General features: G+C 40.0%; 13 protein-coding genes. All 13 read right to left on the reverse strand.

The genetic code is table 11. From position 1 onward, the window contains the following. Window position 1 precedes the first annotated feature (1 nt). Complete coding sequence (leuC, locus tag ACWPVF_RS05205; RefSeq protein WP_454385082.1) at window positions 2-1,384, reverse strand: 3-isopropylmalate dehydratase large subunit; 1,383 nt, start codon at window positions 1,382-1,384, stop codon at window positions 2-4. 3 nt (window positions 1,385-1,387) lie between these two features. Next, entirely contained in the window at window positions 1,388-1,657 is a 270-nt protein-coding gene (locus ACWPVF_RS05210; RefSeq protein ID WP_414307427.1) for a DUF1294 domain-containing protein, read from the reverse strand. Then, window positions 1,654-2,691, reverse strand: a complete 1,038-nt coding sequence (leuB, locus tag ACWPVF_RS05215) for a 3-isopropylmalate dehydrogenase (protein WP_414307428.1) — start codon at window positions 2,689-2,691, stop codon at window positions 1,654-1,656. Before leuB ends, ACWPVF_RS05210 begins: the two co-directional genes overlap by 4 nt. A gap of 11 nt (window positions 2,692-2,702) precedes the next feature. Beyond that, window positions 2,703-4,265, reverse strand: a complete 1,563-nt coding sequence (locus ACWPVF_RS05220; RefSeq protein ID WP_414307429.1) for a 2-isopropylmalate synthase — start codon at window positions 4,263-4,265, stop codon at window positions 2,703-2,705. Window positions 4,266-4,580: 315 nt separating this feature from the next. Next, a complete protein-coding gene (locus ACWPVF_RS05225) occupies window positions 4,581-5,237 on the reverse strand; it encodes an MmcQ/YjbR family DNA-binding protein (RefSeq protein WP_414307430.1) in 657 nt (218 codons plus the stop codon). Between the two features lie 43 nt (window positions 5,238-5,280). Next, window positions 5,281-5,913 carry a copper homeostasis protein CutC gene (locus ACWPVF_RS05230; protein WP_414307431.1) on the reverse strand — a complete coding sequence of 211 codons (633 nt, stop codon included), beginning with the start codon at window positions 5,911-5,913 and terminating at the stop codon, window positions 5,281-5,283. A gap of 93 nt (window positions 5,914-6,006) precedes the next feature. Next, the gene (locus tag ACWPVF_RS05235; protein ID WP_004253454.1) at window positions 6,007-6,366 is read right to left on the reverse strand and encodes a YbaN family protein; all 360 of its coding nucleotides are present in this window, start codon (window positions 6,364-6,366) and stop codon (window positions 6,007-6,009) included. Window positions 6,367-6,475: 109 nt separating this feature from the next. After that, window positions 6,476-8,563, reverse strand: a complete 2,088-nt coding sequence (topA, locus tag ACWPVF_RS05240; RefSeq protein WP_414307432.1) for a type I DNA topoisomerase — start codon at window positions 8,561-8,563, stop codon at window positions 6,476-6,478. Window positions 8,564-8,682: 119 nt separating this feature from the next. After that, the gene (dprA, locus tag ACWPVF_RS05245; protein ID WP_349815557.1) at window positions 8,683-9,540 is read right to left on the reverse strand and encodes a DNA-processing protein DprA; all 858 of its coding nucleotides are present in this window, start codon (window positions 9,538-9,540) and stop codon (window positions 8,683-8,685) included. A 106-nt stretch (window positions 9,541-9,646) separates the two neighbouring features. Further along, entirely contained in the window at window positions 9,647-10,582 is a 936-nt protein-coding gene (gene dapA, locus ACWPVF_RS05250) for a 4-hydroxy-tetrahydrodipicolinate synthase (RefSeq protein ID WP_454385085.1), read from the reverse strand. Between the two features lie 234 nt (window positions 10,583-10,816). After that, complete coding sequence (locus ACWPVF_RS05255) at window positions 10,817-11,893, reverse strand: aspartate-semialdehyde dehydrogenase (RefSeq protein ID WP_223332945.1); 1,077 nt, start codon at window positions 11,891-11,893, stop codon at window positions 10,817-10,819. A gap of 142 nt (window positions 11,894-12,035) precedes the next feature. Next, complete coding sequence (locus tag ACWPVF_RS05260; RefSeq protein ID WP_454385087.1) at window positions 12,036-12,785, reverse strand: class A sortase; 750 nt, start codon at window positions 12,783-12,785, stop codon at window positions 12,036-12,038. After that, complete coding sequence (gene gyrA / locus ACWPVF_RS05265) at window positions 12,785-15,253, reverse strand: DNA gyrase subunit A (RefSeq protein WP_454385089.1); 2,469 nt, start codon at window positions 15,251-15,253, stop codon at window positions 12,785-12,787. The genes ACWPVF_RS05260 and gyrA overlap by 1 nt, the downstream gene beginning before the upstream one ends. Window positions 15,254-15,332: the final 79 nt, after the last annotated feature.

The raw sequence follows: 15,332 nt of genomic DNA on the forward strand, positions 1-15,332 counted from the left end.
CTTACTGGGCTTCAGGCATTTGCCGTACATCTACGAAACGTCCTGCGATTGCTGCTGCTGCTGCCATGGCAGGACTACAGAGATGGGTCTTAGCACCAAATCCCTGCCGATCTTCAAAGTTACGGTTGCTTGTCGAGGCACAGTGAACACCATCTGGTACCTTGTCAGGGTTCATTCCTAGGCACATGGAGCATCCAGGGTCTCTCCACTCAAAGCCCGCATCTAGAAACACCTTATCCAAACCTAACCTCTCAGCTGCTCGCTTGACTGGTCGAGAACCAGGTACTACAATTGCAGTTAGATTTGGAGCGATTTTCTTCCCTTCTACAAACCGAGCTGCTAGTTGTAAATCGCTGAGTCGAGCATTGGTACAAGAACCTATAAAAACATAGCCAAGTTCGATATCTGCTGGTTTCTGACCTGGTTGTAAATCCATGTAATGATAAGCACGTTCATCATTCATATCTTTTATTTCTGGGAAGCTAGTCTCAAAGTCAACTCCCATGGCTGGATTGGTGCCCCAAGTCACCATAGGAGCCAATTCAGAGACATCCATTCGGATAACCTTGTCATAAACAGCATCGTCATCACTAACAAGCCTTTCCCAATCAGCAACTGCTACATCAAAATCCTTGGGAACACACTCACGTCCCTCAAGATAGTCATAAGTTGTCTGATCTGGGTTCATGATTCCCATCTTGGATCCAAACTCGATGGACATATTGCAGATGGTCATTCGCTCTTCCAAGCTAAGTGCATCAATGGCCTGACCTCGATACTCCACCACGTATCCTACACCACAGGCAACGCCGTACTTTGCAATCAAGGCTAGGATGAAATCTTTGGCATAAACTCCTTTTTGAGGAACTCCTGTGAATTCCACCAACATTTTCTTGGGTTTAACCTGCCAAATAGTTTGAGTAGCAAATACGTGCTCGACCTCACTAGTCCCAATTCCGAAGGCGATGGCTCCAAAAGCTCCATGGGTCGCTGTATGGCTATCTCCGCAGACGATAAATTTTCCTGGTTGTGTTCGTCCTGTTTCTGGACCAACCATGTGAACGATGCCTTGTTTTTCAGAACCGTGGGCCGCATGTTCAATCCCGAATTCCTCAACATTTTCTGCCAACTTATCAATTTGAGCCTTGGATATTACATCTCGAATATCATAAATATTAACCGTCGGGACATTGTGGTCAAAGGTACCAAATGTTAAATCTGGTCTCCTCAATCTTCTCCCTGAATCTCGTAATCCTTGAAAAGCTTGAGGACTGGTCACCTCATGGATGTAGTGCTGATCCACATACATGAGTTGCGGTTGTCCCTCTTCTCCTGTGATTACATGGAGGTCCCATAATTTATCAAAAATCGATTTTCCTACCATTCATTACCTCCATAACAAATACAAAGTTACTAGTGTAGTCACTATTCCTAGGAACCAAATCGTTTTAAAATACCATTTTCTAGTCTTGTGGTGAAAGGTAACACCTGCCAACCAAGCACCAAAACCACCACATAAGAATGCAAATGATAATAAATATTTTTCAGGGATACGCCAAGCACCTCTTTTGGCTTTGGATTTATCAATGCCATAAATCATAAATACCAATAGATTCCAAATCAAGAGAGCAAAAGTAATTCCTTCGTTTAGTTTCATAGTCTTGCGATAATGGCTTCTGTCATTTCCCTAGTCGAAGCCTGTCCTCCTATATCTCTCGTTAAAATGCCAGCAGCTAGACTTGCCTCAACAGCACGCTCGATACGCTCCGCATCCTCATAACGTCCAAAACTATCACGCAACATCATTGCAACTGATAAAATCATAGAAATGGGATTGGCAATGCCTTGACCTGCTATATCAGGTGCTGAACCATGAATTGGTTCATAAAGGCTCGGTCCATTTTCAGAGTGACTAGCCGATGGCATAACTCCAAGTGTACCAGATAGAACGCTTGATTCATCAGATAAGATATCTCCGAAAAGATTCTCTGTCACAATAACATCAAACTTGGCTGGATTTGTAATCATGAGCATGGCAGCTGAGTCAACTAGCTGATGCTCCAAGGTTACATCCGGAAAATCTTTTGCAACTTCTTCAGCCACTTTCCTCCAGAGTTTTGAAGTTGCTAACACATTTTGCTTATCGATACTAGTAACAATTTTATTTCGACCTTTTGCAATTTCGAAGGCCTTGCGTATAATCCGCTCTACTTCCTCATAGCTATAGTCGTTGATATCACGCGCTTTGCGCTCTTCAAGGATATGATCTCCAAAGTAAATCCCACCTGTCAACTCACGCACTACTACAAAGTCAACACCAGCAATTCTCTCTGGTTTAAGCGGTGACAAGTGCTTGAGACTCTCAAATATCTTTACCGGACGAATATTAGCATAGAGATTGAGTTCCTTACGAAGAGCCAGAAGCCCTTGTTCAGGTCTAACTGGAGCATCATCATAATGAGGACTACCAATTGCAGCTAGGAGAATAGCATCTGCTTCTCTAGCAGCCTTGAGTGTTTCATCTGGTAAAGGATGCCCTGTAGCATCAATACTTGCACCTCCAAATGGTCGTCTGTCTATCTCAAAGTCAAATCCTGTTTTTTCGGCTATCGATGCAAGAACTTCTAAACCAGCTTCCATGATTTCTGGTCCAATTCCGTCGCCTGCTAGGGCAACTATTTTCTTTGTCATAGAATTCTCCTTTAAACACTAGGCATGTCACGGTAGGAAAGATTTGGGCCGATCTCGCCAGTATTCTCTTTTTGAACAAAAGTATTGGCATTGATATAAGCAATAGCTGATGCTTTCAACACATCAAAATCAAGACCTGCTGCGTTAAAGATTGTTTCAGTATCTCTGTTTTCAACAGTAACCAAGACACGTGCCTGAGCATCAATCCCGTCTGTTACTGCATCAATTGTGTAGGATACCAAGCGAACAGATTGATTAAAGAATTTGTCGATAGCGTTAAAGATTGCCTCAACCGAACCTTGTCCTGTTGCATTAAATTCAACCTTTTCACCATCTAAATTAGCCAAGCTAACAGTCGCTTCAATATCATTTTCCGCATGAGTTTGGAGTTGTAGATCATCGAAGTGGAACCCTTCTGGATTTTCAACCATGGTACCAGCTACTAGAGCTCGAATATCTGCATCAGTGACTTCTTGCTTCTTATCAGCCAAAGCTTTAAACTTAGCAAAAAGTGGCTTGATATCTTCGTCTGTAAAGTCTAGAGCCAAATCTCTTAGTTTCTCAACAAAAGCATGGCGACCAGACAATTTCCCAAGCGGAAGACTGTTGCTCTTGACACCCACCAGTTCAGGTGTGATGATTTCATAAGTGAGAGGATTTTTAAGAACACCATCTTGGTGAATACCTGATTCGTGAGAGAAGGCATTTCCACCGACAACTGCCTTATTTTTTGGAACTGGAATTCCTGAGAAGCGAGAGACCATTTCGGACGTATTAATCGTTTCGTTTAGAACAATACTTGTCTCTGCTTGATAATAATCTTGGCGAATATTGAGAGCTACTGCTATTTCTTCTAAAGCAGCATTCCCAGCTCGTTCTCCGATTCCGTTAATGGTTCCTTCAACGCGTCCTGCTCCATTCTTTACAGCAGCAAGGCTATTTGCAACCGCCATTCCAAGGTCATCGTGACAGTGAGGCGAATAGATAATCTGACGATCCGTTTGAACATTGTCAATCAGATATTTAAAGATACTTCCATATTCCTCTGGAGTTATAAAACCTACTGTATCAGGAATATTGATATAAGTCGCACCTGCGTCTACCGCTGTTTGAACGACTTGTAAGAGGAAATCTAGCTCAGTTCTAGTCGCATCTTCAGGAGAGAATTCTACCACTTCAAATTTAGAACGTGCATAGGAAACATGCTCTTTAATAGCTTCCAATATTTCCTCTTTACTCTTATTCAACTTAAATTCACGATGAATAGGACTAGTAGCGATAAAAACATGGATTTGTGGATACTTGGCATCCTTCAGTGCCTCATAACAAGCGTCAATGTCAGATTTAACAGAACGAGCTAACCCTGTCACTGCTGTTTTTTTCATAGCCTTAGCAATTTCTTGGACAGCTGTGAATGAATCTGGACTAGCTGCCGGAAAACCAGCTTCGATTGCTGAAATACCCCATTTCTCTAGCTGTTTTGCTATAGCAACCTTTTCCTTTATTGAAAAATTGACACCTGGTGTCTGCTCACCATCTCGGAGGCTGGTATCTAAAAACTCAACTACACACATGAGAATTCTCCCTTCACATTTTCGTTATAGAAAAAAACATCTCGCTCGGAGTTCCAAGCGAGATGTTGATTTACTCCCGCTTGGTAAGCCAAACAGGACTAATGCTTTTGCACTAGTCCGAGTATCTCAACAACAAAGCAAATTGATTAAACTTAGCTGTTTTCATGTTTGGCTTTCTCCTTTGTTTGATGTCTTGTTTAGTATTCTAGCATAGGAAAAATCACTTGTCAAGAAAAAATCCAATATTTTCTGAAAATTTCTTCAATAAAGAATATTTTGCCGATTGAAAGTATTTGAAAACTCAAATATGTTCCTTCACTTCTTAGAGGTTAAAAACCAGCTTCTCTCAAATAGTTCAAGAATCTGTTCATCCGATAAAGTATCATCAAGTGGCAGACTTATCCAATAACGTTTATTCATATGAAAAGCTGGGTAAATGCCTTTTTCTACTAATAAATCAGCTACTTGATCATGCTTAAGATTTACGACTTCTACTTGTCCTTCCCGTGACTTATCTAGTTTTTCCCAGGAAATCTTCATTAATACTGCGTACCACTTCTGATTGTCATCATGACGTAAAACTGCCGTATCAGGCGATTTCTCCCATAAGTATTCTAATTGATTTTCATACTTTTCTTGGACTAGAGTCATAATTCTCTCTGTCTGCGGACAGAGAAATTCCTGTACCTCAAAACAAGCCTTTCGAATGCCATAAAGAACTTCTAAACAAGCCTCTCGAACACTTCCGACAAAAGTACCTCTCATACTTTCCATATGAACTTGAGGATAGAGGTCACCAGTTTCTTGGTCATAAACTTGAATATTTAAGTCTCCATTCTTAACTGTAAGCATCATGAGAAAATCTCCCTGCAAGATAGTCGAATTATAGGTCCATACACCTTGGTTTTCTACAAATCCATACTCTTTAGCCTTTTTACTATTAAACTGATAGGCTTTAAAAATTTCAAACATAAGCGAAAACTGCTACCATAAGCTAGCAGTTCCTTTCTATTTTTTAAAAGACAACCTTAGTTCCATGCAATTGTGTCACACCCAGTTGGTCAATAAAGGTTTGTCGGTTGTCCATGTCAATCCCACCACCAGGTAATATTTCAATTTTACCTGCAGCTTGTTCTAGAATTCTGCGGTAGTGAGCAAAACGTTTCTCTAACGAATCACCAGATACACCAGCACGAGTCAGGATGCGTGTCACTCCAGCTTGACTAAGCCAATCAATAGCTTCCAACTGATCTTCATCGCTTAATTCATCAAAAGCCATATGGAAAACAATTTCCATGCCTTTAGAGGCAGCAATCAATTTTTCAAGGTTGAATTTATTCAGCTTCTTATCCGCTGTCAATGCACCAAAGACAACCCCTTGACTACCTGCCTGAGCAGTTACACGAATGTCCTCAAGCATAATGGAAATTTCTAGATCATTGTAAACAAAATCACCACCACGTGGACGAATCATAGTCATGATAGTCGTATCGTAGTTAGATGCCAGTTCTACAGCTGCCTTAGTTACTCCATAACTCGGTGTCGTTCCACCAACAGCAAGATTGTCACAGAGCTCAATACGGCGAGCTCCTGCCTGCATAGCTTTTTCAAGCAAGGTTACATTTTCAGCACAAAATTCGTATATCATTTGATACTCCTTGATGATTCATTTGATATTATTATATCATATTGTTTTAAGTAACCCCTACTTTTTATCAAGGAAAAACGCTACTTATTAAAGCTATTCCTTATCTGGAATCACCTTAAAGAGGTAATAGGTTATAAATATTGTTAAACAACCTAAAGCAATTTTTACGGGTAAAAGCGGAGCGAAATAAATGGAGATTCCCATCAAGATATAGATCGAAACAATAATCTTCTTCTTGCGTTCACGTGCGATAGACTTTGTTTCTCTAAAATCAGCCACATATGTTTGATAAAGTTTGGTATGATAGAGCCAATCTTCAAAACGCTTAGAAGATTTAGAAAAACAGGCAATTGATAATAAGAGGAAGGGAGTTGTTGGCAATAGCGGTAAGACTACACCAACGATAGCCAAAGCTAATGAAATAAAGCCAATACTGAGATAAATGATACGCATGTCTACTCCTAGTTAAGAATAATCTTCTTCTAGTTTCGCATAAAAAGATGAAATCTGTCAAGTTTAAATTAGAAAAAGGCCTGAAGTATCTACTTCAGCCCTCTCACTATTATTTAATCTTTTCTTCTTCGTAGTCACCATTGCTACATACAATTTGTTTGCCACCACCACGGATTTTCTTCTCCATCAGGAAGTGGCCACACTTAGGACAATCACGTCCAACCGGTTTATCCCAAGAAGTAAAGTCACATTCTGGATAACGATTGCATCCATAAAAAATGCGATTACGTTTAGTTTTGCGTTCGATGATTTGCCCTTGATGGCATTTTGGACATGTGACACCAACTTCTTTAACAATGGCCTGTGTGTGTCGACAATCTGGGAAATTACTACATGCGTAAAACTTACCAAATCGTCCAATCTTAATCACCATCGGACTACCACAGACTTCACAGTCAAATCCAGCTGGTTCATCCTTGATTTGAATTTTTTCCATCTCTTCTTCAGCTTTTGCAACCTCTTTAGAGAATGGTTTATAAAACTCATCGATGACTCTTTGCCATTGTTCTTTTCCGACTTCGACATCATCTAGCTTCCCTTCCATTTCAGCAGTAAATTTCACATTAACAATGTCAGGGAAGTATTCGACAATCAGCTTGTTCACGACTTGTCCCAAATCAGTCGGTTCAAAACGTTTAGATGCGAGTCTTACATAGTAACGTTTTTGAATGGTTTCAATGGTTGGAGCATAGGTAGATGGGCGACCAACTCCGTTTTCTTCCAAAGTTTTAATCAATGTTGCTTCTGAATATCGTGCAGGAGGTTGTGTGAAATGCTGTTCAGGTTTGCTATTGACCTGTTTCACTACATCTCCTACTTTCATATCGGGTAGCATCTTATTCTTATCAGAATCGTTGTAAATGGCCAAATAACCATCAAACTTAACTTGACTACCATTAGCAGCGAATTGAACCCCATTTTGCGAAAGCTTAACAGCCATGGTATCAAAGATAGCACCAGTCATCTGACTCGCCACAAAGCGGTTCCAGATGAGGGTATACAGTTTAAGCTGGTCTTTATCCAAATACTTAGCAATTTTTTCAGGTGTATTGAAAACACTTGAAGGACGGATAGCTTCGTGGGCATCCTGAGCACCAGAAGCATTTTTTACCCGACTACCATGCTTAGAATAATTACTACCAAAACGTTCATTGATGTAGCTTGCTGCTTCATTCTGGGCAACCGGACTGATACGAGTAGAATCCGTACGCATATAGGTAATCAAACCTTGAACACCTGTACCAATATTGATACCTTCATAGAGTTGTTGGGCGACCATCATGGTTTTGCGTGTACGGAAGTTGATCTTGTTAGCAGCATCCATCTGCATAGAAGACGTTGTATATGGAAGAGGAGCATTGCGCTTTCTTTCCTTTTTATCTACTTGATCAACAGTAAAGTCTTTACTGCTAAGGTGAGATAAAACTTCTTTGACTTCTTCATTGGTAGTCAACTTCATCTTCTTGCCATTCATTCCATAAAAAGAAGCTTGGAATTGCTTGGTACCTTTTTTAAAGACACCATCAATAGTCCAATATTCTTCTGGTTGGAAGGCATTGATTTCATTTTCGCGATCAATGATTAGCTTAAGAGCAACAGACTGAACACGTCCTGCCGATAAGCCTTTTTTTACTTTTTTCCAAAGAATTGGTGAAATTGAATACCCTACTAAACGGTCCAAAACACGACGGGCCTGTTGGGCATCGACCAAATCCATATTGATTTTACGAGGTTCTTTAAAGGCATTTTTAACTGCATCCTTGGTAATCTCGTTGAAAACAACACGGTTGGTGTCATTCTCGTCAAGATTTAAAATATGAGCCAAATGCCATGAAATAGCCTCCCCTTCCCGGTCCGGGTCACTTGCAAGAAAGACTTTATCGGCTTTCTTAGCTTCTTTTTTCAAATCATTGATGAGAGGACCTTTCCCACGAATATTGATGTATTGCGGCTCGTAATTATTTTCAACGTCAACTGACATACTTGACTTTTTCAAATCACGGATATGACCGACGCTAGCTAAAACCTTATAATTACGCCCTAGATATTTTTCAATCGTCTTCGCCTTAGCAGGTGACTCCACGATTACAAGATTCTTTTTACTTGTTGATTTTTTCTTTTTGGTTGCCGTTACCACAGTATCACACCTTCTCAAAGTAATTAAACTTTATAAAGTGTAAACCATTTTTAAAAACCTGTCAAGACTTAACACCCATACAATAGAAGAAAAGTTTGCTAAATGAAATGATTCTATGTCTAAAACTCAAACTCAGCGAGAATATCCTGCCCACATGTTGCTAGTTTTGCTCCTTCTTGGATCAAATGATGACAGCCGTCTGAGCGTCCATCTAAAATGGAACCTGGAATCGCAAAGACATCTCTACCTTCCTCCATAGCACGCTCACAAGTGATTAAGCTACCAGATCTCATTTTAGCTTCTGCAACGATAACTCCTCGACACAATCCTGCAATAATGCGATTTCTGGCAGGAAAATGAAATTTCAAGGGTTCTTCCCCTGGTCCGTACTCACTTAGTATTAAATGATTGTCTCCAATGTATTCTTGAAGACGTTTATTGGAGCGGGGATAATAGACGTCTAAACCAGTCCCGATCACTGCAATCGTTTTGCCACCAGTTTGAAGAATTGACATATGGGCTGCTGTGTCAATTCCTCTAGCAAGTCCGCTCACCACAACTAATTCATTCTCCAGTTCTTCGATGACTTTCCGGACTGATTTGGTTCCGGTTTGACTACAAGAGCGACTCCCTACAACTGCTATCTTTGGTAATTTTAAGAGATTTAAATCTCCTTTATAAAAAAGCAATACAGGTGCATCGTAAATTTCACTAAGCGAAATGGGATAAACATCATCCAGAATCGAAAATGATGGGAACTTTTCAAAATCTTTCTTTAATCGTTCCATGCTTTCAAAAGTCAGTTTATGATATCGCTCCATAAAAACTACTGGATTACGACACTCTGAGGCTTCAGCAATTGTCTCTAAACTCAATTCCTGATCATAAATTTCTCCGTATTGAAGTACTTTCAGAACCTGCTGATTACTTAAACCTGCTTGCTTTAACTTATAAATCTCGAAATTATCAATCTTAATTTTCATGATCGACTCCTTTTTCTCTCTCTATTTATCTATTCGTAGAAAAAGAAAAAAACTCCCAACAATTTTACTTGTTAGGAAGTTTCTATTTATCTTTGTTATGTTAGTAATCAGGTCGAAGAACACCAGTGACAGTCTCTTTAGTCGCTTCATAGTCTCCGTCAATAACAACCTTGATAATGCGTTTAGCATCCTCTTCAGGCGCAGGGACCAATGGGAGGCGAGTTGGACCAGCTTCAAATCCCATATAGTTAAGGACTGCCTTGACAGGAGCAGGACTTGGATAAGAGAAAAGAGCATTAACTTTAGGAATAAATTTACGTTGAATCGCTGCCGCCTTCTTCATATCACTCTCTTCAATCGCAGTGAACATTTCATGCATTTCATCACCATTGGTATGAGAAGCAACAGAGATAACCCCGTCAGCACCCAAGTTCATAGCATGGAAGGCGTCTCCGTCTTCTCCGGTGTATATCAAGAATTCTTCTGGTTTGTGCTCAATCAAATAGGCCATATTTGCAAGGCTGGTACATTCTTTAACTCCGATGATATTTGGATGTTCCGCTAAGCGAAGCATGGTTTCCGGAGTCAATTCAACTACTACACGACCTGGGATGTTATAGATAATAATTGGCAAATCTGATGCATCCGCAATAGCTTTAAAGTGCTGGTACATCCCTTCTTGAGAAGGTTTGTTGTAGTACGGTACGATAGCAAGTCCAGCCGCAAAGCCTCCAAATTCTGCTACTTCTTTGACGAACTCAATAGAGTCGCGTGTATCATTAGTACCAACACCAGCAATTAAAGGAACACGGCCATTAACAACTTTCTGAACTGCTGCAAACAACTGCAACTCCTCATCGTGAGTAAGAGTCGGACTCTCAGCAGTCGTCCCCGCCAAGAGAATTCCGTCTGTATGATGTGCCAATAAATGTTCAATCAACTTTGGAATAGCGTCGAAATTTATGGAACCATCCTCATGGAAAGGGGTAATAAAAGCAGTGATAATTTTACACTCTTTTAAATCTTGATAAGCCATAGAAAAAACCTTTCTCTATATAAGAAAGAGGCTGGGGCATACTTGCCTTTGCCTCCTGTTCTGTACATAAAATAAGAGGAAGAAATCAAACTCTTCGAGATACTGATTTCTGTTTCATAACGCAGTGGTTGATTGGAACTACTCATGTTTGCAACATTCGTACTTACTAATCAACTGTGCGGGGGCAAAACTACGAAATCAAACTCTTCGAGTTACTGATTTCTGTTTTGCTCCCTATTTCAATTCAAATTTTAATTCTGTAGTTGGACGAACCAAACCACGTTCATGTAAAGTCTCTGCAATTTGAACTGAGTTCCAAGCAGCACCCTTGAGAAGGTTATCAGATACCACCCACATATGGATCCCTTTTTCAGCATCCAAGTCTTTACGGATACGTCCGACAAAGGTATCGCGAGAACCAACCGCATTGATAGCTTGTGGATAGATTTGATGAGCCACATCGTCTTCAAGAACTGCACCTGGAAAGGCAGCAATCGCAGCTTTGACTTCATCGATTGGAGCCACTTCTTTTGTTTCAATGTAAACAGACTCAGAGTGAGCTGACAAGACAGGAATACGCACGCAAGTTGCTGAAACGGCAATGCTATCATCTTCCATGATTTTCTTAGTTTCGTTTGTCATCTTCATTTCTTCATAAGTGTAGTCATTATCAGTGAAGACGTCAATTTGAGGAAGGGCATTAAAAGCAATTGGATAGTGTTTCTTATCGCCACCTGATGGCAAGATTTCCGCATGTAAATCACGTGGATTTACACCATCATTCAATACTTCACGCAATTCACGTTGTGTCTCAAGAATGGCTCCCATACCTGCACCTGAAACAGCTTGATAAGTTGAAACGATGATACGATCTAAGCCCCATTTTTGACGAACTGGTTCAAGAGCTACCATCATTTGAATAGTTGAACAGTTAGGACATGCAATGATCCCGTTATGAGCATCAAGAGCATGGGCATTTACTTCAGGAACGACCAATGGCACATCTGGATTTTGACGGAAATAAGAAGTGTTATCTACTACTACTGCCCCTGCTTTAACAGCATAAGGTGCGTATTTTGCAGAAGTTGAACCACCAGCTGAGAAGAGAGCAATATCAACACCTTCAAAAGCTTCTTCTGTTGTTTCTTCAATAGTCACATCTTGGCCCTTGAATTGCAAGACCTTTCCTGCAGAACGTGCAGACGCAAGGTAGCGAATCTTATCGATTGGAAGAGTTGATTCTTCCAACATTTTGATCATTTGAGCACCAACGGCACCTGTAGCACCGACAACAGCAACTGTATATCCCATAACAAACCTCTTTTGGAATTTTCTAAAAATTTCTATAATAGAAACATTATACTACTTTTTAGAAAAATTGAAAAGTCTTTACCTTATCTATTTTCTGAAATTGACAAGAAAAAAGCTCGCTATCATTAGCGAACCTTTTCTATTATTCATAAAATTGTTTATATGGCTTATTAAAAGCATCTAAAATCTTTGATGGAGTATCTAAATAAGATTTTGTCTCAGTCCAATTTCCTTTAACAATAATTCTTTCAGCCGCATTAGCATCTTCACAGGTCACTAGGGTGATTTCATTAATCCCCTCACGATCCTCAATTAAATCTACCCGGTCAGGAGTAACAATTTTAACTTCATCTATCTCATACGTATAGACTTTTTCTTTATCTGTTAGATAAATTTTCATCCCTTTCTCAGCTCGAGCTAGAGGTGAAAATAATTTCTTGTCTGCATTATTACCAGTAAATATACGGTGACTAGCTAGAGAATAGTTCCCTTCTCCCATTACTTGATTAGCTTTCATTGTACCAGCACCATAAAAAAGGTTGACGTTATCGAGTCCCTTAAATATTGGAAGATTCATTTCAAGTTCTGGAATAGCAATTCCTCCAATAACCGGGAGTTGCTGAGAATTCCATTGAGCTGAAAGAACTGCCTCTGATGAAAGTGCTTTGACAGAGTCGAAGTCAAAATTTCCTTCTGTTTCTTGATTCTTCTCAATATTTTCCTTCGTTACTTGACTAACCTGATACTTATTAGTATTTAAAATCATAAAAATATCACGTATCTTCGAATTAAAAATCAAAGCTAGAGACAAAAGGATTAGAAAGCCAGCCAAAATATTAATCAGCAGATTCTTACGCTTATTTTTTTTACTTTTTATTCTTTTTTGAGACATTATTCTTCACTTTCTGTTTCGTTTTCTGTCCCAACTTCTTCTTTCTCTGTTGCTGCAACTGTTGTAAAGGTTACAATCTTAGCATTTTCATCTAGACGCATAACTTTTACTCCCATAGTTGAACGTCCAGTCTGTGAAATATTGGCAACATTTGTTCGAATCATGACACCTGTATCTGTGATAACCATCAAGTCTTCATCGCCTTTTACTGTGAGAAGGCCTGCAAGTTGACCGTTTTTATCAGTAATATTAGCGGTTTTCATACCTTTACCAGCACGACCTTTAGTTGGATATTCAGTGGCAACTGTACGCTTACCGTATCCTTTTTCGGTTATAATGAGGACCTCATCTTGGTCAGTGATTACTCTAGCTCCAACTACAGCATCTCCTTCACGAAGATTTACCCCTTTAACACCAGTAGCACTACGACTCATGCTACGAACGGATGACTGGTTGAAACGAACTGCATAACCTAATTTAGTACCGATAATGATGTCAGTATCTTCTTGAGTAAGAAGAACATTAATCAATTCGTCCCCATCTTTCAAATTCAAGGCTTTTAGACCATTTTGACGAATGTTGGCAAATTCTTTAACGCTAGTTCTCTTAACAATACCTGCTCGAGTCGTAAAGAAGATGTATGCATCATCACTACGTTCTGATTCGACATTAATGATGGTTTGAATGCTTTCTCCCTCATCCAGTTTCAAGAGGTTAACTACTGGCAATCCCTTGGCTGTACGACCATATTCTGGGATTTCATAACCTTTCAAACGATAGACACGACCTTTGTTAGTAAAGAAGAGCAAGTGATCATGGGTGCTAGTAGAAACCAATTCACGCACAAAGTCATCGTCCTTAACTCCAGTTCCCTGTACGCCACGTCCACCACGTTTTTGAGCAGTGAACTCATCTTGGTCCAAACGTTTGATATAACCTTTATTTGATAGAGTGATAAGAACATCAGACTCTTCAATCAAGTCTTCATCTTCGAGCGTCAAAACCTCTCCCACCATCAACTCTGTGCGACGTTTATCAGCAAATTTGCGCTTCACTTCATCAAGTTCTTCTTTGATAATTTGCGCAACACGTTCTGGTTTAGCAAGAATATCTGCCAAATCAGCAATCAAAGCAATAAGGTCATCATATTCAGATTGTATCTTATCACGTTCCAAACCTGTCAAACGACGGAGACGCATGTCAAGAATTGCTTGACTTTGACGTTCAGAAAGCTTGAACTTGCTCATCAATTCTGCTTGAGCTTCTTGGTCAGTTTCGCTGGCACGGATGATACGAATGACTTCATCAATATGATCCAGAGCAATTAGCAAACCTTCCAAGATATGCGCGCGTGCCTCAGCTTTTTCTTTATCAAATTGAGTGCGACGAGTCACAACTTCTTTTTGGTGCTCAATGTATGCATCCAAGATTTGGCGAAGCGATAAAATCTTTGGAACACCATTTTGGATAGCAAGCATATTAAAACCAAAGCTAGTCTGCATCTGAGTCATCTTGAATAAGTTGTTCAAAATAACATTAGCTGATGCGTCGCGTCTAACTTCAATAACAAAGCGAACACCCTCACGGTTAGATTCATCACGAACAGCTGTAATTCCTTCAATACGTTTCTCTTGAACCAGACGCACAATATGTTCATGTACTTTGGTTTTGTTGACCATATATGGGAATTCAGTAACAACGATACGTTCGCGACCTGTTTTAGTTTCTTCAATTTCCGTACGAGAACGAAGAACAATAGATCCCTTACCAGTCTCATACGCCTTATGAATACCTGATTTACCCATAACTAGGGCACCAGTTGGGAAGTCTGGACCAGGCAAAACTTCCATCAAATCTTTGGTTGTAACTTCAGGATTGTCCATGACGAGTTTAACAGCATCAATGGTTTCACACAAATTATGAGGTGGAATATTGGTCGCCATACCAACGGCAATACCTGTGGCACCATTGACCAAAAGATTTGGGAAACGAGCTGGTAAAACAACAGGTTCTCGTTCATTGGCATCATAGTTATCTACAAAATCAACGGTATTTTTATTGATATCACGAAGCATTTCAAGAGCAATCTTGCTCATACGTGCTTCGGTATAACGTTGCGCGGCAGCACCATCACCGTCCATAGAACCAAAGTTACCGTGCCCATCTACAAGCATGTAGCGGTAGCTCCACCATTGAGCCATACGAACCATAGCTTCATAGATAGATGAGTCCCCGTGTGGGTGGTATTTACCCATTACGTCCCCTGTAATACGGGCAGATTTCTTATGAGGTTTATCAGGCGTAACTCCTAATTCGTTCATTCCGTACAAAATACGACGATGAACAGGTTTCAACCCATCACGAACATCAGGAAGAGCACGCGATACGATTACACTCATGGCGTAGTCGATAAAGCTAGTCTTCATCTCCTTGGTCAGATTGACATTCACTAAATTTTTATCTTGCATTAACAAATGCCTCGTTTCACTATTAGTAATTACATATATTATACCATAGTTTGGACTATTTTACAGTCTAACAACACGT

It is taken from the genome of Streptococcus sp. Marseille-Q7087 (assembly GCF_965111935.1).